The organism is Tessaracoccus yangjingae (assembly GCF_055326235.1).
The window spans coordinates 1-18,850 of the sequence record NZ_JBUZNN010000011.1 but is presented as its reverse complement, the minus strand read 5'-3'; the positions used below and the strand labels follow the sequence as shown (position 1 = coordinate 18,850).

Below are 18,850 nucleotides of genomic sequence, written 5' to 3'. Positions count from 1 at the left end.
CGGCGGCGGTGGCCGGTAGAGCCGCCGGTCTACTGCATCCCCGGGTTGGGCGACGGCGTCCGCGTGAAGGTGCCGAGGCCGTGGGTGTCGAGCAACTCCAGCACCAGGTTCCCGCCGTCGAAGGTGGCCTGTCCGACGGTTCCGGGTGGGGCGTTCTCGTTGTAGGGCTCGTAGGTGAAGACGTCGCCGTCCCAGTGGGTGAGCGGCCAGGTCACGGCGCCCTCCGGCCCGAGGGAGAGCTGGAGGTCGTCGCCGGCGAGGGTCACGGTGGCGGCTCCGAAGTACTCGTTGTCGTAGACGCCCACATAGTCGGCGAGGGGGCGGGCGGCGGGTGGGTCGGAGGGTGCGCGCTGCCCGGCCAGCTCACCCATCGGGTCCATCAAGGGAGCGAGCATCGCGTTGGCGAGCGTCCACCAGTCCTGCCGCGCCTCGCCGAACTGGGCGAGGTCGAGGAAGTGGGCCACCACGGCCTCGGCGGCGCCGACGGGCGAGCCGTTGGTGAGGACGATGATCCCGAGCCCCTGCCCGGGGAGCATCGTGAAGGCCGTTCCGGTGCCCAGCGCGAAGGCGCCCGAGTGGCTGATGGAGGGCAGGCCGCCCGCGGTGGTGCCCACGTTGAACCCGTAGCCGCTGAGCCCGCCGCGGGCGGCAGAACTGTGCGCGGGCTTGCTGACGAACTGCGCGGTGATGGCAGGCACGAGCGCGTCCTCGGCGACGATCCGGTCCCCGTCGTGGACGCCGCCCGCGAGGACGAGTTCCATCCAGCTGGCCATGTCCACCACCGTCGAGCTCACGCCGCCGGCCGGGGACTGGGCATCCGGCTGCCGCTGCATCGTCGTGACCTGCCACGCCCCGTCGACCGGAACGTGACCGACAGCCCGGTTGTCTCTGGCCACGAAGTCGTCGAAGCGGGAGCTCGTCGAGGTCATGCCGAGGGGCTGGTAGAGGTCCCGCTCGGACAGGGCGGCCCAGTCGGTCCCGGCGGCTGTGGCTACAGCCTCGGCGGCCGCCGTGAGGCCGAAGTTCGTGTAGTTCTCCTCGGCCCGGAACGGGGCGAGGGGGGTCAGCCGGAGGCGGTCCAGCACCTCGTCGCGGCCGTATCCGAGGTCCTCGAGCTCGTCGCCGGCGTGCGCGTACAGGCCCGAGCGGTGGCTGTACATGTCGGCGATGGTGACGTGCCCGGTGACCCAGGGGTCCTCGAGCTCGAACCCCGAAAGGTGCTCCACCAGCGGGGTGTCCCAGGCCACCGTCCCACGGCCCACCTCGCGCGCGACGACGGTGGCGCCGACGGATTTCGACACCGAGGCCAGCTGGAAGACGGTGTCCGCGTCCACCGGCTCCTCCGTGTCCATGCTGCGGACCCCGTACCCCTCCGCGAACAGGGTCTCGCCGTCGTACACCACCGACACCGCGAGGCCAGGGACCCCGCTGGCGTCCATGACGGTGCCGATGAGGGCAGGAAGCGCCTCGACGGCGGCGTCCACCCGCTCCCGGGTGACCGTTCCGACGGCGTCGGTCCCGGGGTTGCCGTTTCCCCCCACGGACGGCGACCAACCGGCCGGCGGCGCCGGCTCGGGTGCGCATGCGGCCGCCCCGAGGGCCAGCGGGATGAGGACGGCGACGATCAGCGCGCCGGGGCGGGTGCGGACTCCGGGCATCTGACCAGCTCCTGTCAGGGCGACGACCGAGGGGGCCGGTCAGGCTCGCCGAGGGATCAGTCTGGCAGACGGTGCCCCCCACCGGAAGGAGCGGCGAGCGTGGCCCCGGGCCCCTGGCTGCGATCGGCAGTGTCGAGGCAGCGGTGTCACTAGGCTTGGGGACTAACGCCCGTCGGCAGGGTCTCGGCCATGGGCGGCGCAGCCGGGAGGCATTATGACCGGTCGGGTGAACGGACGCTCACGCGCGTTGGGTACGGTCCCCCAGGACGAGCTGCGGGCCGCGATGACGCTCTGGCGCGCCGAACAGGAGGGGGTCCCGGGGATCGCGCGCCGACGCGACGCCAGGGTGGCGGCCCTGCGGACGCACGCGGCCCAACGCTCACGCTTCTATGCGGACCACTGGACGGGCGTGCCCGCGGATGCGCCGCTCGCCGCCCTTCCGCCCGTCACCAAGGGCCACCTCATGAGCCGGTTCGACGAGTGGGTCACGGATCCCCGGATCACGCTGGCGGGCGCCCTGGCCTTCGTCGAGGAACCGGCCCGCGTCGGGACGGGCTTCATGGGCGGGCACTTCGTCTGCACGAGCTCCGGCACGACGGGGCGGCGAGCGCTGTTCGTCCACGACAGGGGAGCCCTGGCGGTGTACCGGGTCCTGAACCTCCGGGCGGAGTTCCATTGGTTCTCCGCGCGCCAGTGGCTGGAGCTGGTCCGGCGCCCGCGCCTCGCCGCCGTCGTGGCCACGGGTGGCCACTTCGCGGCGGCGGGGTGGATCGAGTCCGAGCGCCGGCGGGACGCGGTGAGGGCCAGGGCCTACCGCACCTTCCCGGTGCAGAGCCCGCTCCCGCAGCTCGTCGCGGACCTCAACTCGTTCGATCCCGGCGTCCTGATGTGCTACCCGAGTGCCCTTGGGCTCCTGGCCGCCGAGCAGGAGGCCGGACGGCTCCGGGTGAGGCCCCTCGTCGTCGTCACCGGGGGCGAGTCCGCGCTCCCGGGGCTCCACGCCCGGGCTGAGTCCGCCTTCGGCTGCCCGGCCCGCGACCTCTACGGGGCTTCCGAGTGTGACCCCCTGGCCTTCGGTTGCGCGGAGGGCTGGCTGCACGTGCACGCAGACTGGGTGGTGCTCGAGCCGGTGGACGCGGACGGACGTCCCACGCCTCCGGGCGAGCCGTCTCACACGGTGCTCCTGACCAACCTGGCCAACCGCGTGCAGCCCATCATCCGCTACGACCTCGGCGACTCGGTGGTGGCACGGCCAGACCCTTGCCCCTGCGGCTGTCCGCTCCCCGCGATCCAGGTCTCGGGCCGCCGCGACGATGTGCTGCGCCTCCGGGCGTCAGGCGGGACCCTCGTCGCCATCGCTCCGCTGGCCATTGTCCCGATCCTCGACCAGACGCCCGGGGTGGGGCTGGCGCAGGTGGTGCAGACCGGGCCGGCCGAGCTGCGAGTCCGGCTCACCGTCGAGCCGGGGGCCGATCCGGAGGCGGTGTGGGGCGCGCTCGCCGACAGGCTGTCGCGGCTGCTGGTCACCTTGGGTCTGGGAGGCGTCGAGCTGGTCCACGACGTCGGTCCGCCGGTGCAGCCGGGGCCGGGAGGGAAGCTGCGTCACGTCATCGGCATGCCTGCCTGACGTATCCGGCGCAGGACTACTTGACGAACGCCTTGAGCGCGACGATCGCCAGGCCGAGCGTGGCGGTCGTGAGCGCACCGAGCAACCGGGCGCGCGTGTCACGCGTCCACGACGCCACCCCCAGCCAGCCCAGCACGCCGAGGACCGCGACCGCCAACCACAGGGTTCCCCAGATGGCGTTGCGGTCCGTGACGAGGCCCAGCGCGCCGAGGGTCAGCACCAACAGCGGGATGACGCCGGCCAGCAGGAGCCCCCAGGAATGATCGAGGGAGAGCCGTGCGGCCCTGACCACACGCTCCCGGGCCGGGGTGTCGCCCTCATACTCGTCGTCCAGATGGGCGACGGTGCCCGCGTAGACGTGCGCCGCCCAGAAGACCGTCAGCGTGGCCAGCACCTTGACCAGCACGTCCCACGACGCGGCCGCGTCGTTGGAGAGGATCTCGAGCAGCCCGGCCACCAGGACCACGCCATGGATCGCCGGCTCGCTCAGGATGAGTCCCAGCGTGCCCGCGATCGGTTTCGTCGTGCCAGCGCCCACCTGATCCCACAGTCCTCGAGCCCCGCGCAGGCCCGTCGCCCTGGATTCTTCCAGGTTCCCGGTGGCCCTGCTGGAGGGGCCGCGACGTCGGTCAGCCCTTGCCGCGATGCACCTTGTCCTGGAGCAGGGCGACGAGCGCGGCCACGAACACCAGGTTGAACCCCAACTGCAGCGTCACCAGCAGCCGCGCCGACTGGCCGCTGGCGTGGATGTCGCCGTAGCCGACCGTCGACATGGTGGTCATCGAGAAGTACAGCGCGTCGAGGCGGGTATCGAGTCCGCTGAACTCGCCGGGGTACTTGATGGCGAGCACGTAGTAGGTCATCGAGAAGATCACGAGCACCAGCTCGAAGGCCAGAAGGAGATGGACCGGCTCGAGTCGCCGCTCGGCGCGGCGCGCCTCGTTGACGATGACCGCAGCGATCGCGGCGATGGCCGCGACCCCCACCAGGCCACCCAGGAGCGAGCCGACGGGGGCGTCGTCGATGCTCACGGGGACGAGGAAGTAGAGGGTCACCACCGCGATGGGCAGGGTGATCCGGTTGAAGAGAGGGCGCCATTGCACGCGCACAGTGTAGGCCCGCGCGCCGCGGCGGTGGAGGCATTCCGAACGCGGCTCCCGGGGGCCGCCCCTGCAACGCCCAGAGGCTGAGACCGCTGCCCTCTGGCCGTGCAGCACATCAGGTGCGTACCCATTGAATTCGCTCTCAGCGGACGGGCTTTGCATTGCCCCATGCCATTGGGCATGATTCCTCGTATGAATCAGTTCACGACGCGCCGCCGCCATGTCGACTTCGGTCGCATGGTGTGTATGCGTTGTCGACTCGGCTGACCATCCGCGTCCCCCAGTCCGTGACTGGAATCTGACGCCATCCGGCGAGCATCGTCCGCCGCCGATCTGTTCGACACCCCGCACCATCTCCCATTGCCGCAGCCTCGGCACGGGCTTCAGGTGCCGTCGAATCCCCACGCTCCTGCATGCCGGACAGCTGCGACACATTCGCGTTTCCCGGTGATTCCGAGCTGCATTATGGCGCCTATTCACGCGCCTGATGAGCATCTTCATTCTCACGCAATTCCTCTCCGAAAGGACCTCCCATGTCCCGTCGCCCTCTGGCATTCCTTCTGGTCGGCCTCACGACCACAGCGGCTCTGGCCCTGAGCGCCTGCACCACCGCCACCCAGCCGGCACCTGAGGCGCCGTCGGCGTCGGCGAGCGGCCCCGTCACGGGCGGCGTGCTCACCTATCTCGACGCCCAGCCCCACACGTCGCTCTACCCCCCGACGGCGGGCTTCTACCCCAACGGTGGTCTCGTCAACAACCTGACCGACCGGCTCGTCCACCAGAACCCGGAGACGCTCGGGTTCGAGCCCTGGATCGCCACGGGATGGGAGGTGAACGAGGACGCCACGCAGTACACCTTCACCCTGCGCGACGACGTCACCTTCTCCGACGGCACCCCCCTCGACGCGGCCGCGGTGGCCAAGAACTTCGACCTCTACGGCAAGGGAGACCCCGAGCGCGCGCTGCCGGTCTCCGAGGCCATCAACAACTACGCCGAGAGCGAGGTGGTGGACGCCACGACGGTCGTCTTCCGCTTCTCGGCCCCCGCCCCCGGATTCCTGCAGGCCACCTCCACCATCAACTCCGGGCTGCTGTCGCCCGCCACCCTCGACGGTGACTTCACCTCCTTCGGCGCCGGGAACGGCACCGCCGTCATCGGGTCCGGCCCGTTCGTCGTGGAGTCGGAGAAGGTGGGTGCCGAGGTGGTCCTCACCGCACGGGACGATTACGCCTGGGCCCCAGGATCGTCCACCAACCAGGGCCGCGCGTATCTCGACCGGATCAACGTGGTCGTGACCCCCGAGGCCGGTGTCCGCGTGGGTGGCCTGACGTCCGGGCAGGCCGACGTGGCCCGCCAGATCGCGGCCCCGGACGAGGCCGTGGTGACGGCCGCCGGCGCGGAGCTGGTGGCGCCCCAGACGCGGGGGGTCAACAACTCGTTCAGCCTCCGCTTCCGCAGTGGCCTGCTCGCCGACAAGGCCGTCCGCCAGGCGCTCAGCCTCGGAACCGACAGGCAGGAGATCGTCGAGACGCTGTTCACCGAGAACTACCCGTTGGCCACCTCCGTGATCGGGAGGACCGCGCTGGGATGGGTCGACCTCTCGGACAGGCTGGTGCACGACCCTGAGCAGGCCCGGGGGCTCCTGGATGCCGCCGGCTGGGTTCCGGGTGACGACGGGATCCGGGTCAAGGACGGCCAGAGGCTGAGCCTCGTCGTCAACGAGGCGGCCCCGCAGCCCCGCTCCTTCGACGTCACCACGCTGGTCAGCCAGCAGTGGAAGCGGGACCTGGGCGTTGACCTGCAGATCCTGCGCGCGGACTCCGGCAGCCTCGCCGAGGCGATCAACGACGCCGACCAGATTCAGGTCTACCACTCCATGGTCGGCCGCGCGGACCTGGACGTGATCAAGAGCCAGTACGCCGCCAAGAACCGCAACACGCTGCTGAACCGGGATCCTGCCGACGACTCCATCGGAGACGCCACGCTCGAGGAACTGCTCGCCGCCGTCGCGAGCACGGCCGACGCCGACGAGCGGATCAAGGCCAGCCAGGCCGTGCAGGAGTACCTCCTCGACCAGTTCTACGTGATCCCGCTGTTCGAGGAGCCCCAGGTGTTCGCCGTCGGGCCCCGGGTCCACGGCTTCGCCGCAGAGTCGGTCGGCCGGCCGTCGTTCTACACGACGTGGGTGCAGGAATGACCCGCATCCTCAGCCGCATCGGGCAGGCGGTGGTCGTCGTGGCCCTGGCGTTCACCGTCGCCTTCGTCCTGCTGCAGGCGCTCCCCGGGGATGCGGTGATGATCAAGTTCGAGAACCCCGAACTGGGCCTGTCGCCCGCCGAGATCGCCGCGATCCGCGCCTCGTACGGCGCCGACATCCCGTGGTGGCAGTCCTACCTGCACACCGCGTCGGGCTTCCTGCGCGGGGACTTCGGGTTCTCCATCCAGAACGGCACATCGGTGGCCGCGCTCGTGGGCGAGGTGCTGCCCCAGACGCTGGTGCTGGCCGGCGCCGGGCTGCTGGTCGCCGTGATCCTGGCGACAGGCCTGGCGTTCCTCGCGACCTGGGGCGGGTGGGAGCGGCTGCGGGGCGTCCTGACCAGCCTGCCCTCGGTGCTGGTGTCGGTGCCGGTGTTCTGGCTCGCCATGGTGCTCATCCAGGTCTTCTCCTTCCAGCTCGGGTGGATCAGCGTGATCGGGGCGGGGCCGGTGGAGAGCCTGATCCTGCCCGTGCTCACCCTCGCGGTCCCGATCAGCGCACCGCTGGCGCAGATCCTCATCCGCTCCATGGAGGACGTCCTGCGGCAGCCGTTCGTGGGCGTGGTCCGGGCCCGTGGCGCGTCGCGGTGGTGGATTCTCTACCGCAACGTGGCCCGCAACGCCCTCCTTCCCACGCTCACGATCGCCGGGGTCCTCCTCGGCGAGCTCGTGGCCGGCGCCGTGGTGACGGAGACCGTCTTCGGCCGGGCGGGGCTGGGGCGTCTGACGGAGCAAGCTGTGGCCAACCAGGACGTCGCGGTTCTCCAGGCGATCGTGGTGCTCTCCGCGGTGGCGTTCGTGGCCGTCAACCTTGCCGTGGACCTGATCGCTCCCCTCGTGGATCCGCGCCTGAGGATCGAAGTGAGGGCGGCCGCATGACCGACTCCGTTGCCCGCACGCCCATCGTGGGGACGCTGCAGGGGTTACGACGCGCCGAGGGGGAGACCGTTGTGGCCTCCCGGACGGCTCGGCGGCCACGGGTCAGGGCGTCGCTGGCCCTGTCTGTCGGGGTCCTGGCTCTGGCGGTCGCCGCGGCCGTCGCGCCCGGACTCGTCACCTCCGTCGATCCGCTGGCCGGGACCGCCGCGCAGGCGCTCCAGGCACCCAGCGCCGCACACTGGTTCGGAACCGATGCCACCGGCCGCGACCTGTTCTCCAGGGTGGTCCACGGCGCCATCCACTCCCTCGGCGGCGCCCTGGTCGCCGTGGGCGTGGGGCTCACCGTCGGCACATCGCTGGGGCTGCTCGCCGGGTCCCTCGGGGGAGCCGCCGACGCAGTCCTGATGCGAGTGGTGGACGTCCTCCTGGCCATCCCCGGCCTCCTGCTGGCCCTGAGCATCATCATGCTGCTGGGCTTCGGCACCACCAACGCGGCGTTCGCCGTCGGGGTGACATCGGTGGCGGTGTTCGCCCGGCTCGCCCGCGCCGAGGTCATCAGGGTGCGCCGGACCGACTACGTGGAGGCCGCCTTCGGCCTGGGCGGCACCTTCGGTTCCGTCCTGGTGCGCCACATCCTGCCGAACTCGCTCACGCCGGTCGTGGCGCTGGCCGCGCTGCAGTTCGGCTCCGCGATCCTCGCCATCTCCACCCTCGGCTTCCTGGGCTACGGGGCCCCGCCCCCCACGCCCGAGTGGGGCCTGCTCATCGCGGAGGGGCGTTCCTATGTCGGGACGGCGTGGTGGCTCACGACTCTGCCGGGGCTCGTGGTCGTCGCGGTCGTCCTGTCCGCCAACCACCTCAGCCACGCCATCGCGAAGGGAGCCCACGCATGACCACCGTGACAGCCGATCGGACCGCTGATCGGGTCGCCGAGGCGCCGCGGCCAGTCACCCCGGTGCTGTCCGTGCGGGACCTCGTCGTCTCCTACGAGTCCAGGCGTCAGCGTTCCGCCGTCGTCGACGGCGTGTCGTTCGACGTCGGTCGCGGTGAGGTGGTCGCGATCGTCGGCGAGTCGGGTTCCGGCAAGACGACGACGGCGCAGGCCGTCATCGGGCTGCTGCCGTCCAACGGCCGGATCGACGCGGGCACCGTCCTGCTCGGAGACCTGGAACTCACGGGGCAGCGGGACGCCGTGCTGCGCACCGTCCGCGGACGGCGCATCGGCCTCGTCCCGCAGGATCCCAACAACTCGCTCAACCCCGTGGCCACCATCGGGTCCAGCCTCGCCGAGGCCCTGAGGATCCACGGGTGGGGCAGCCGCGAGGCGGTCCGTGCCCGCGTCCTAGACCTGCTGGAGCGGGTGGGCATCGATCAACCTGAGCTCCGGGCGCGGCAGTATCCGCACCAGCTGTCCGGGGGCATGAAGCAGCGCGTCCTCATCGCCGCCGCCATCGCGATGGAGCCCGAGCTGATCATCGCCGACGAGCCCACCTCCGCCCTCGACGTCACCGTCCAGCGCGTGGTCCTCGATCTGATCGATGAGCTGAGGCGGGAGACGGGGGCATCGGTCCTGCTGGTGACCCACGACCTCGGGGTGGCGCAGGAGCGGGCAGACCGGATCGTCGTGATGCGCGACGGGCGGGTCGTCGAGCAGGGGGAGACCCATGCCCTGGCGGGCCGTCCGCAGGACCCCTACACGCGGACCCTCCTGGCGGAGGCGGCGGTCATCGCGGGAGGGGGCGCACGGGTGAGGTCCCGGACGGCCCCGGAGGAGGGAATCCCGCAACGGGAGGCCGCCATCGAGGTGGTCGACCTCGTACAGGAGTTCAGCCGCGGCCGGGGGCAGGATCCATTCCGCGCCGTCGACCGGGTGTCGCTGCGGGTGCCGTCGGGCACCACCCACGCCATCGTGGGGGAGTCGGGCTCCGGCAAGACCAGCACGGCACGCGCCGTCCTCGGCCTCCAGCGCCCCACGTCTGGCTCGGTGCGTGTCGCGGGCGTCGACGTGACGGCGCTGCGCGGCCGCGACACCCGCGCCTTCAGCAGGCGGGCGCAGTTCGTGTTCCAGAACCCGTTCTCCTCCCTGGATCCGCGCCAGCGGGTGGCGGACATCATCGCGGAGCCCCTCGTCAACCACCGGATCGGCGACCGCAGGTCGCGGCGCGAGGCGGTCGCTGACTTCCTCGACCGCGTGGCGCTACCGCAGTCGGTCGCCGGTCGCCTGCCGCGCGAGCTGTCGGGAGGGCAACGGCAGCGCGTCGCCATCGCGAGGGCGCTGATCCTCCGCCCGGACGTGGTGGTGCTCGACGAGCCCGTCTCCGCCCTCGACGTGACGGTCCAGGCGCAGATTCTGCGGCTGCTGGCCGACCTTCAGGCTGAGCTGTCGCTGACCTACCTGTTCATCTCGCACGACCTCGGCGTCGTGGCACACCTCAGCGACACCGTCTCGGTCATGCGGGCCGGGCGCGTCGTCGAGGCCGGCCCCACCCACGCCATCTTCACAACTCCCACCTCCGAGTACACCTCGGAGCTCCTGGCCGCCATCCCCGGCCGCTGACGAAAGGACCACCCATGACGAACCTAGGATTCTTCACACGCCTCCTCGACGACGCGCCACCGGCCGAGCGCTACCGCATCGCCGCCGAGCAGGTCATCCACGCCGAGAGCCACGGCTTCGCTACCGCCTGGGTGGCGCAACACCACTTCCACGGGGCCGAGGGCGGCCTGCCGTCGCCGCTGGTGCTGCTCAGCCACATCGCGGCGCTCACGAGCAGGATCAGGCTGGGGACCGGAGTCATCTGCCTCCCGATGGAGGATCCGGTGCGGACGGCCGAGGACGCTGCGGTGGTGGACATCCTGTCGGGCGGACGGCTCGACGTGGGGATCGCCACGGGAGGCAATCCGGCGTCGTTCGCGGCCTTCGGGCTCGACTTCGCAGACAGGCACCGCCTGTCGACGGAGAAGCTCGCGATCCTCCGCGCGGCGTGGCTGGGGGACGGCATCCGGGGCACCGGCAACCGCCTGTACCCGGCGGCCCCGCACTTGGGTGGGCGCGTGTGGCAGGCCACGTTCTCCGTCGAGGGTGGACGGCGCGCGGGCGCGGACGGAGACGGGCTGATGCTCTCCCGCACCCAGCCGAGGAGCGCTGACGCGCCCGGAGCCTCGTTGGCGCAGCTTCAGCTCCCGGTGATCGAGGCCTACCGGTCGGCGCTGCCCTCGGGAACGGCGCCGCGGGTGCTCGCGTCGCGGACCATCTTCGTGGCCGACACCACGGCCGAGGCGTACCGCTGGGCCGACGAGGGTCTGCGCAACGCGGTCGCGTCCTCGCCGAAGACGTTCGGGGACCGGATTCCGGCCGACGCCCCTGTGGCGGAACTCATCCGGGCCACCGACAGCATCGTGGGGTCGCCGCAGCAGGTCGCCGAGGCCCTGGCCGCCGATGAGGCGCTCATCCACGCCACGGAGGTGGCGGCCCAGGTGCACTCGGTCGACGCGCCGCACCACGCGGTCCTGCGGTCGATCGAGCTGCTGGCTGAGCGCGTCGCCCCCGCCCTCGGGTGGGGCGAGGCGTCGGCCCGGAGGAGTGCAGCATGACGGGGCCGGTCGACGTGGTCGACGCCCTGGCCGGGATCGACCCCCGGAGCCGGGTCGACGGCGTCAGGAGATCGCGGGAGGTCACGCGCGCCCACATCCAACTGGCCGAGGAGGCGCTGTTCGAGCGCGGGGGCAACGGGATCTGGCTGAGGGACCGGTGGCTCGTCGCGGCGTTCGCGACGGGACTCATCGCGCCCTGCTCGCCCTCTGCCGAGTACCGGGCCTCGCGCCTCGCCGACGACGACCAGGCGCTCGTGGCGCGCCTCCTGGGTGCCGCCGTGCAACGCGGGCCGTGGGGGAGCTACCGCGAGCCGGGTCTGGTGCACGAGAACGTGACGGGGGACGTGTGGCAGGTGCCGGACGCCGACAGACCCGCTCTGGGTGCGCCGCTGGCGGCCGTGCTGGAGTACGCACACCTCCTCCTGCTGCATCCGCGGGACGCCAGGCCGGAGACGATCGATCGCCTGGTCGACGCGGGGTGGGGCCGCGCTCAGATCGTGACCTGGTCACAGCTGGTGTCGTTCCTGGCCTTCCAGGCCAGGCTGGTCGCGGGCCTTGATGTGCTCGCAGGGGAGGACGCATCATGACGGACCATCGCGTCGAGGTGCAGCGCCGCGAGGGGGTTGCCGGGCCAACGGCCTTTACCCGGTCCGCGCTCGGGTGGCTGCCGGTCCTTGAGCCGGCCGCGCCGGATGAGTTGTCCCAGCGTCAACTGGAGGCGCTGGTCCAGCCGCAGCGGGCGGCCAGCCCCTACTTCCGGCTGCTCGCCGACGACCCGGACATCCTCGAGGCCCGGACGAGGGCGGACCTGGACATCTTCGAGTCCGCGGACGGACTGCCCCGAGCGGAGCGTGAACTGGCTGCCGCGGCGGTGTCGCGCACCAACGGCTGCGTGTTCTGCGCCTCCGTGCACGCCAGGCTGGCCGCGCGGTTCTCCAAGCGGCCCGACGACGTGGACCGGTTGCTCGACGAGGGCACCCGCGCCGCGCTGGGTGAGCGCTGGGACGCGATCGTGGCCGCCGCCGCGGCGCTGACGTCCACGCCCGTGGCGTTCGGCCCCCAGCATGTCGCCCGCCTCCGGGAGGCCGGCCTGGACGACGCGTCGGTCTCGGACGTCATCCACTCCGCCGCGTTCTTCAACTGGGCCAACAGGCTCATGTTGGCACTGGGGGAGCCGGAGGTCACTCGGCCATGAGCACGCCCGGGGCTGGGATCGTGTACGTCTCGACGGGGCTCCGGCTGGGCTCGGTCACCGACGCCGTCGGCGACCGGGCGGCCACCAGGCTCAGGGCCAGGGGGCACCGGGTGGTGGAGGTGCGGGTGCGCGACCTGCCGTCCGGGCCACTGCTGTGGCGCCACGTCGATCACCCCGGGATTGCGCCTGCATTGGCCGCGGTGGCGGACGCAGACGCGGTGGTGGTGTCCTCGGCGGTGCTCCAGGCATCCTTCTCCGGGCTGCTCAAGGTGTTCCTGGACCTGCTGCCCAAGGCCGGGTTGGGGGGCAAGACGGTGCTACCGCTGCTCACCGGGGGATCGCACGCCCACGTACTGGCGCTGGACTACTCGCTGAGGCCCGTCCTGCAGGCGCTGGGCGCAGCCCATGTCGCGTCCGGCCGCTATGTGGTGGCCGTGGCTGCGACGGCTCAGGCTGCGGCGGGTCCGTTCTCCGCGGCAGCTGCGGATGAGGTCGACGCCGCGACCGACGAGTTCGCCCACCACCTCGAGGCGCGAGCCGGCGTGCTGAGGTCGGCGCCGGGCTGACGGCAACCGAGTGCGCGGCAGGGGAAGCCGGTGGAAAAGGGGCGCCACCGCCTCCGCTCGGGGCCATGCCCAGGCTTGCGGAGTGCGGCGGTCGACCGTCACCCTGCCTGACTTGCGTGCACCGAAGACCCTGTGTAATGTTCACCGAGCCTTGTTGGTGCACCGGACGTTCAGGACGGACCAGAGGCCGCCCCCACTACTTTCGTTTCGGACGAGTGTGCGTTCTGCCTGAACCCGCTCAAGGTCTGAATTGATTGTCAGGAAAGGCGAATAACTCAACAGCGGTCAGTCTGGATCTGGTGGTTTGACAGTGTCTGGGAGTGTGGGTAAAGTTGGTCGAGTCGCCTCGGCGGCAAACAACTGGTGAAACACCTTGTCAAAAGGTATTTCGCAGTACTCGCAGAAGCTCAGAAGATGTCAAGCGAATTTGACAGGCTGATCGGTGAACGAGTAAGGTTGGTCGAGTTGCCCCAGGGTGGATGTCACGGTTTCGTGGTTGATGTCTGGGAGTGCCCGAATCTTGAGAACTCAACAGTGTGCTTTAAGTCAATGCCAATTTTTTTTGCACTGCAGGGCCTTTGTGGTCTTGTTTTGCGTTTTCCCGTCGCGTGGCCTCTTTTTTGGGGTTGCGTGTTGGGTTTCTTTGAGTGAAATTTTGATTGATCCAGTGATGGATTTTGGTCAGTGTTTGATTCGAAGTTGTTTGTGACGGTTTGCGGGCTGCCTCTTTTGGGGTGGTTTGTTTCCGATATTTTTCAACGGAGAGTTTGATCCTGGCTCAGGACGAACGCTGGCGGCGTGCTTAACACATGCAAGTCGAACGGTAAGGCCTCTTCGGGGGTACACGAGTGGCGAACGGGTGAGTAACACGTGAGTAACCTGCCCTTGACTTTGGGATAACATCTGGAAACAGGTGCTAATACCGGATATGAGCCTTTTCCGCATGGGATTGGTTGGAAAGCTCCGGCGGTCATGGATGGACTCGCGGCCTATCAGCTTGTTGGTGAGGTAGTGGCTCACCAAGGCTTCGACGGGTAGCCGGCCTGAGAGGGCGACCGGCCACATTGGGACTGAGATACGGCCCAAACTCCTACGGGAGGCAGCAGTGGGGAATATTGCACAATGGGCGGAAGCCTGATGCAGCAACGCCGCGTGCGGGATGACGGCCTTCGGGTTGTAAACCGCTTTCAGCAGGGACGAAGCTAACGTGACGGTACCTGCAGAAGAAGCACCGGCTAACTACGTGCCAGCAGCCGCGGTGATACGTAGGGTGCGAGCGTTGTCCGGATTTATTGGGCGTAAAGAGCTTGTAGGCGGTTTGTCGCGTCGGGAGTGAAAACTCAGGGCTTAACCCTGAGCCTGCTTCTGATACGGGCAGACTTGAGGAAGGTAGGGGAGAATGGAATTCCTGGTGAAGCGGTGGAATGCGTAGATATCAGGAGGAACACCAGTGGCGAAGGCGGTTCTCTGGACCTTTCCTGACGCTGAGAAGCGAAAGCGTGGGGAGCAAACAGGCTTAGATACCCTGGTAGTCCACGCCGTAAACGGTGGGTACTAGGTGTGGGGGACATTCCACGTTCTCCGTGCCGCAGCTAACGCATTAAGTACCCCGCCTGGGGAGTACGGCCGCAAGGCTAAAACTCAAAGGAATTGACGGGGCCCCGCACAAGCGGCGGAGCATGCGGATTAATTCGATGCAACGCGAAGAACCTTACCTGGGTTTGACATATGCCGGAAACATCCAGAGATGGATGCCCCTTTTTGGTCGGTTTACAGGTGGTGCATGGCTGTCGTCAGCTCGTGTCGTGAGATGTTGGGTTAAGTCCCGCAACGAGCGCAACCCTCGTCCTATGTTGCCAGCGGGTAATGCCGGGGACTCATAGGAGACCGCCGGGGTCAACTCGGAGGAAGGTGGGGATGACGTCAAGTCATCATGCCCCTTATGTCCAGGGCTTCACGCATGCTACAATGGCCGGTACAAAGAGCTGCGAACCTGTAAGGGTGAGCGAATCTCAAAAAGCCGGTCTCAGTTCGGATTGGGGTCTGCAACTCGACCCCATGAAGTCGGAGTCGCTAGTAATCGCAGATCAGCAACGCTGCGGTGAATACGTTCCCGGGGCTTGTACACACCGCCCGTCAAGTCATGAAAGTCGGTAACACCCGAAGCCGGTGGCCTAACCCTTGTGGAGGGAGCCGTCGAAGGTGGGACCGGTAATTAGGACTAAGTCGTAACAAGGTAGCCGTACCGGAAGGTGCGGCTGGATCACCTCCTTTCTAAGGAGCCTGTAGCGTCATCACTGTGTGGTGGGGCTCATGGTCGTGTTCTGGGGCGTCTGTTCCCGGCGCGGCCGGCACCGGAATGTGGAACATTGATTTTGTATGCCTGGTCAGAAGTCTGGTTCGTTAGTACAGCCTCCTTTTTTGGGGGAGTGGAATGCGGGTCGGGTGGAGGTTGGGTTAAGCACACTGTTGGGTTTTGAAGGGTCGGTCGCTTGTGCGGCGGCTTTTCTGTGCGGACCAGGTCTGATCATCTGTTTGTGGGTGGTTGGGTGTGGGCTCGCCCGTATTTTGAGAACTTCACAGTGGACGCGAGCATCTTTGTAGATTAACAAGCTACTAAGTGCGATCGGTGGATGCCTTGGCACCAAGAGCCGAAGAAGGACGTTGTAACCTGCGATAAGCCTCGGGGAGTTGGTAAACGAGCTTTGATCCGAGGATGTCCGAATAGGGAAACCTTGAAATACCGGAGTCATGTCCGGCAACCTCTGCCTGAATATATAGGGTAGTTGGAGGGAACGCGGGGAAGTGAAACATCTCAGTACCCGCAGGAAGAGAAAACAATTGTGATTCCGTGAGTAGTGGCGAGCGAAAGCGGAAGAGGCCAAACCTCATGTGTGTGATAGCTGACAGGTGTTGCACATGGGGTGTTGTGGGGCCGTTCGGACCGTGCTGTCATGCGGTCAGAGAGTAAGAAATGGACAGGGAAGTCGAAGTGGCTGCGAAGGCCACAGCATAGAAGGTAACACTCCTGTAGACGTAAGTTGTTCACTCTCGAGCGTTACCCCAAGTAGTGCGGAACCCCTGAAATTCCGCATGAATCTGGCGGGACCATCCGCTAAGCCTAAATACTCCTTGGTGACCGATAGCGGACAAGTACCGTGAGGGAAAGGTGAAAAGTACCCCGGGAGGGGAGTGAAATAGTACCTGAAACCGATCGCATACAATCCGTCGGAGCCTGTAAGGGTGACGGCGTGCCTTTTGAAGAATGAGCCTGCGAGTTAGTGGTACGTGGCGAGGTTAACCCGTGTGGGGTAGCCGTAGCGAAAGCGAGTCCTAATAGGGCGTTTTAGTCGCGTGCTCTAGACCCGAAGCGGAGTGATCTATCCATGGCCAGGGTGAAGCGACGGTAAGACGTCGTGGAGGCCCGAACTCACTTGGGTTGAAAACCGAGGAGATGAGCTGTGGATAGGGGTGAAAGGCCAATCAAACTCCGTGATAGCTGGTTCTCCCCGAAATGCATTTAGGTGCAGCGTCGCATGTTTCTTACCGGAGGTAGAGCACTGAATGGTCTAGGGGGCCCACAAGCTTACCGAAATCAGTCAAACTCCGAATGCCGGTAAGTGAGAGTGCGGCAGTGAGACTGTGGGGGATAAGCTTCATAGTCGAGAGGGAAACAGCCCAGATCATCAGCTAAGGCCCCTAAGCGATAACTAAGTGGAAAAGGATGTGGAGTTGCGGAGACAACCAGGAGGTTGGCTTGGAAGCAGCCACCCTTGAAAGAGTGCGTAATAGCTCACTGGTCAAGTGATTCTGCGCCGACAATTTAGCGGGGCTCAAGTTATCCGCCGAAGCTATGGCATTCACGTGTTTAGGCCGTAAGGCTGCGTGGATGGGTAGGGGAGCGTCGTGTGCGCGGTGAAGCGGCGGGGTGACCCAGCCGTGGAGAGCACACGAGTGAGAATGCAGGCATGAGTAGCGAAAGACGGGTGAGAAACCCGTCCGCCGAATATCCAAGGGTTCCAGGGTCAAGCTAATCTGCCCTGGGTAAGTCGGGACCTAAGGCGAGGCCGACAGGCGTAGTCGATGGACAACGGGTTGATATTCCCGTACCGGCGAAATATCGTCCGTGCTGAGGCGAGTGATGCTAAGCATGCGAGGTCGGTTGTGGTCTTCGGATCGTGGCTGGCTGAGTCTGTGACCCAATCTTGTAGTAGGCAAGCTGCGGAGGGACGCAGGAAGGTAGCTCTTCTCGGGTTTGGATATCCCCGGGCTAAGTGTGTAGGACGGAACGTAGGCAAATCCGCGTTCTATATGTTTGAGACATGATGGGTCGGTCACTTTTGTGGCCGTAAGAGTGATCCTATGCTGCCTAGAAAAGCTTCGTGAGCGAGATATGAGCCGCCCGTACCCCAAACCGACACAGGTGGATAGGTAGAGAATACTAAGGCGATCGAGATAACCATGGTGAAGGAACTCGGCAAAATACCCCCGTAACTTCGGGATAAGGGGGACCTGATGCGTATTAGAATTTACTTCGAAAGCGTTGAGGGTCGCAGAGACCAGGCCCAAGCGACTGTTTACTAAAAACACAGGTCCGTGCTAAGTCGAAAGACGATGTATACGGACTGACTCCTGCCCGGTGCTGGAAGGTTAAGGGGAAGGGTTAGCCTCACGGCGAAGCCTTGAACTTAAGCCCCAGTAAACGGCGGTGGTAACTATAACCATCCTAAGGTAGCGAAATTCCTTGTCGGGTAAGTTCCGACCTGCACGAATGGAGTAACGATTTGGGCGCTGTCTCCACCATGGACTCGGCGAAATTGCACTACGAGTAAAGATGCTCGTTACGCGCAGCAGGACGGAAAGACCCCGGGACCTTCACTATAGTTTGGTATTGGTGATCGGTGTGACTTGTGTAGGATAGGTGGGAGACTTTGAAGCTTGGACGCCAGTTCAGGTGGAGTCATCGTTGAAATACCACTCTGGTCACTCTGGTTATCTAACCTAGGTCCATTATCTGGATCAGGGACAGTGCCTGATGGGTAGTTTGACTGGGGCGGTCGCCTCCTAAAAGGTAACGGAGGCGCCCAAAGGTTCCCTCAGCCTGGTTGGCAATCAGGTTTCGAGTGTAAGTGCACAAGGGAGCTTGACTGCGAGAGAGACATCTCGAGCAGGGACGAAAGTCGGGACTAGTGATCTTCTGGTGGCACATGGAAGCGCCAGGACTCAACGGATAAAAGGTACCCCGGGGATAACAGGCTGATCTTGCCCGAGCGTCCATAGCGACGGCATGGTTTGGCACCTCGATGTCGGCTCGTCGCATCCTGGGGCTGGAGTCGGTCCCAAGGGTTGGGCTGTTCGCCCATTAAAGCGGCACGCGAGCTGGGTTTAGAACGTCGTGAGACAGTTCGGTCCCTATCCGCTGCGCGCGTAGGAGTCTTGAGAAGAGCTGTCCTTAGTACGAGAGGACCGGGACGGACTAACCTCTGGTGTGCCAGTTGTTCTACCAAGAGCACGGCTGGTTGGCTACGTTGGGAAGTGATAACCGCTGAAAGCATCTAAGCGGGAAGCACGCTTCAAGATGAGGGCTCCCACAGATTAATCTGGTAAGGCCCCCTATAGACCATGGGGTGATAGGTCGGATGTGGAAGTGCAGTAATGCACGGAGCTGACCGATACTAATAGGCCGAGGGCTTGTTTCTACAAAGATGCTACGCGTCCACTGTGAGGTTCCCGGGATACGGTCGGGAACCTCGAAAATGCAATAATTCAATATTGGCTTTTCGTAGGCTTCGAATGCTATCCTCATAGTGTTTCGGTGGTCATAGCGAGAGGGAAACACCCGGTCCCATCCCGAACCCGGAAGTTAAGCCTCTCAGCGCCGATGGTACTGCAAGGGGGACCTTGTGGGAGACTAGGACGCCGCCGGACTTACATAAACCCCCCGACCCTTGGTCGGGGGGTTTATTTGTTT

The 18,850-nt window shown here is 66.3% G+C and carries 12 protein-coding genes and 3 rRNA genes; 12 read left to right on the top strand and 3 right to left on the bottom strand.

What is annotated here, in order from left to right; genetic code table 11:
* Positions 1-29: 29 nt before the first annotated feature.
* Positions 30-1,658, bottom strand: a complete 1,629-nt coding sequence (locus ACZK5D_RS14025; protein ID WP_463665717.1) for a serine hydrolase — start codon at positions 1,656-1,658, stop codon at positions 30-32.
* Between the two features lie 226 nt (positions 1,659-1,884).
* Here ACZK5D_RS14025 and ACZK5D_RS14020 point away from each other — a divergent pair, with 226 nt between their 5' ends.
* Positions 1,885-3,285 carry a phenylacetate--CoA ligase family protein gene (locus tag ACZK5D_RS14020; protein WP_463665716.1) on the top strand — a complete coding sequence of 467 codons (1,401 nt, stop codon included), beginning with the start codon at positions 1,885-1,887 and terminating at the stop codon, positions 3,283-3,285.
* A 16-nt stretch (positions 3,286-3,301) separates the two neighbouring features.
* On the opposite strand, the gene ACZK5D_RS14015 is transcribed toward ACZK5D_RS14020, so the two are convergent.
* Together ACZK5D_RS14015 and ACZK5D_RS14010 are read right to left on the bottom strand one after the other, a co-directional pair.
* Positions 3,302-3,823, bottom strand: coding sequence for a hypothetical protein (locus ACZK5D_RS14015; RefSeq protein WP_463665715.1), 522 nt, complete (start codon positions 3,821-3,823; stop codon positions 3,302-3,304).
* A 91-nt stretch (positions 3,824-3,914) separates the two neighbouring features.
* Positions 3,915-4,388, bottom strand: coding sequence for a potassium channel family protein (locus ACZK5D_RS14010; RefSeq protein ID WP_463665714.1), 474 nt, complete (start codon positions 4,386-4,388; stop codon positions 3,915-3,917).
* A gap of 533 nt (positions 4,389-4,921) precedes the next feature.
* Between ACZK5D_RS14010 and ACZK5D_RS14005 the strand changes: the two genes are divergently transcribed.
* The 11 genes from ACZK5D_RS14005 (at position 4,922) to rrf (ending at position 18,807) form a co-directional block, all read left to right on the top strand.
* On the top strand, positions 4,922-6,586 hold the full coding sequence (locus tag ACZK5D_RS14005; protein ID WP_463665713.1) for a TIGR04028 family ABC transporter substrate-binding protein: 1,665 nt from the start codon (positions 4,922-4,924) through the stop codon (positions 6,584-6,586).
* Positions 6,583-7,524: an ABC transporter permease gene (locus tag ACZK5D_RS14000; RefSeq protein ID WP_463665712.1), complete on the top strand. Its 942-nt coding sequence runs from the start codon at positions 6,583-6,585 to the stop codon at positions 7,522-7,524. Before ACZK5D_RS14005 ends, ACZK5D_RS14000 begins: the two co-directional genes overlap by 4 nt.
* A complete protein-coding gene (locus ACZK5D_RS13995; protein WP_463665711.1) occupies positions 7,521-8,417 on the top strand; it encodes an ABC transporter permease in 897 nt (298 codons plus the stop codon). The genes ACZK5D_RS14000 and ACZK5D_RS13995 overlap by 4 nt, the downstream gene beginning before the upstream one ends.
* Positions 8,414-10,081: a dipeptide ABC transporter ATP-binding protein gene (locus ACZK5D_RS13990; protein ID WP_463665710.1), complete on the top strand. Its 1,668-nt coding sequence runs from the start codon at positions 8,414-8,416 to the stop codon at positions 10,079-10,081. The genes ACZK5D_RS13995 and ACZK5D_RS13990 overlap by 4 nt, the downstream gene beginning before the upstream one ends.
* Positions 10,082-10,095: 14 nt before the next feature.
* Positions 10,096-11,118: a putative FMN-dependent luciferase-like monooxygenase gene (locus ACZK5D_RS13985; protein ID WP_463665709.1), complete on the top strand. Its 1,023-nt coding sequence runs from the start codon at positions 10,096-10,098 to the stop codon at positions 11,116-11,118.
* Positions 11,115-11,705, top strand: a complete 591-nt coding sequence (locus tag ACZK5D_RS13980; protein WP_463665708.1) for a CMD domain protein — start codon at positions 11,115-11,117, stop codon at positions 11,703-11,705. The genes ACZK5D_RS13985 and ACZK5D_RS13980 overlap by 4 nt, the downstream gene beginning before the upstream one ends.
* A complete protein-coding gene (locus ACZK5D_RS13975; RefSeq protein ID WP_463665707.1) occupies positions 11,702-12,313 on the top strand; it encodes an alkylhydroperoxidase domain protein in 612 nt (203 codons plus the stop codon). The genes ACZK5D_RS13980 and ACZK5D_RS13975 overlap by 4 nt, the downstream gene beginning before the upstream one ends.
* A complete protein-coding gene (locus tag ACZK5D_RS13970) occupies positions 12,310-12,879 on the top strand; it encodes an NAD(P)H-dependent oxidoreductase (protein WP_463665706.1) in 570 nt (189 codons plus the stop codon). The genes ACZK5D_RS13975 and ACZK5D_RS13970 overlap by 4 nt, the downstream gene beginning before the upstream one ends.
* 755 nt (positions 12,880-13,634) lie before the next feature.
* Positions 13,635-15,153, top strand: a 16S ribosomal RNA gene (locus ACZK5D_RS13965).
* A 332-nt stretch (positions 15,154-15,485) separates the two neighbouring features.
* A 23S ribosomal RNA gene (locus tag ACZK5D_RS13960) occupies positions 15,486-18,578 on the top strand.
* Between the two features lie 112 nt (positions 18,579-18,690).
* Positions 18,691-18,807, top strand: a 5S ribosomal RNA gene (gene rrf / locus ACZK5D_RS13955).
* Together the 16S, 23S and 5S rRNA genes form the textbook arrangement of a ribosomal RNA operon.
* Positions 18,808-18,850: the final 43 nt, after the last annotated feature.

Coding starts and splice junctions, on each gene's coding strand:
- ACZK5D_RS13980 (WP_463665708.1), top strand. CDS start 11,115: ATGACGGGGCCGGTCGACGTGGTCGACGCCCTGGCCGGGATCGACCCC.
- ACZK5D_RS13990 (WP_463665710.1), top strand. CDS start 8,414: ATGACCACCGTGACAGCCGATCGGACCGCTGATCGGGTCGCCGAGGCG.
- ACZK5D_RS13985 (WP_463665709.1), top strand. CDS start 10,096: ATGACGAACCTAGGATTCTTCACACGCCTCCTCGACGACGCGCCACCG.
- ACZK5D_RS14005 (WP_463665713.1), top strand. CDS start 4,922: ATGTCCCGTCGCCCTCTGGCATTCCTTCTGGTCGGCCTCACGACCACA.
- ACZK5D_RS14000 (WP_463665712.1), top strand. CDS start 6,583: ATGACCCGCATCCTCAGCCGCATCGGGCAGGCGGTGGTCGTCGTGGCC.
- ACZK5D_RS13975 (WP_463665707.1), top strand. CDS start 11,702: ATGACGGACCATCGCGTCGAGGTGCAGCGCCGCGAGGGGGTTGCCGGG.
- ACZK5D_RS14025 (WP_463665717.1), bottom strand. CDS start 1,658: ATGCCCGGAGTCCGCACCCGCCCCGGCGCGCTGATCGTCGCCGTCCTC.
- ACZK5D_RS13995 (WP_463665711.1), top strand. CDS start 7,521: ATGACCGACTCCGTTGCCCGCACGCCCATCGTGGGGACGCTGCAGGGG.
- ACZK5D_RS13970 (WP_463665706.1), top strand. CDS start 12,310: ATGAGCACGCCCGGGGCTGGGATCGTGTACGTCTCGACGGGGCTCCGG.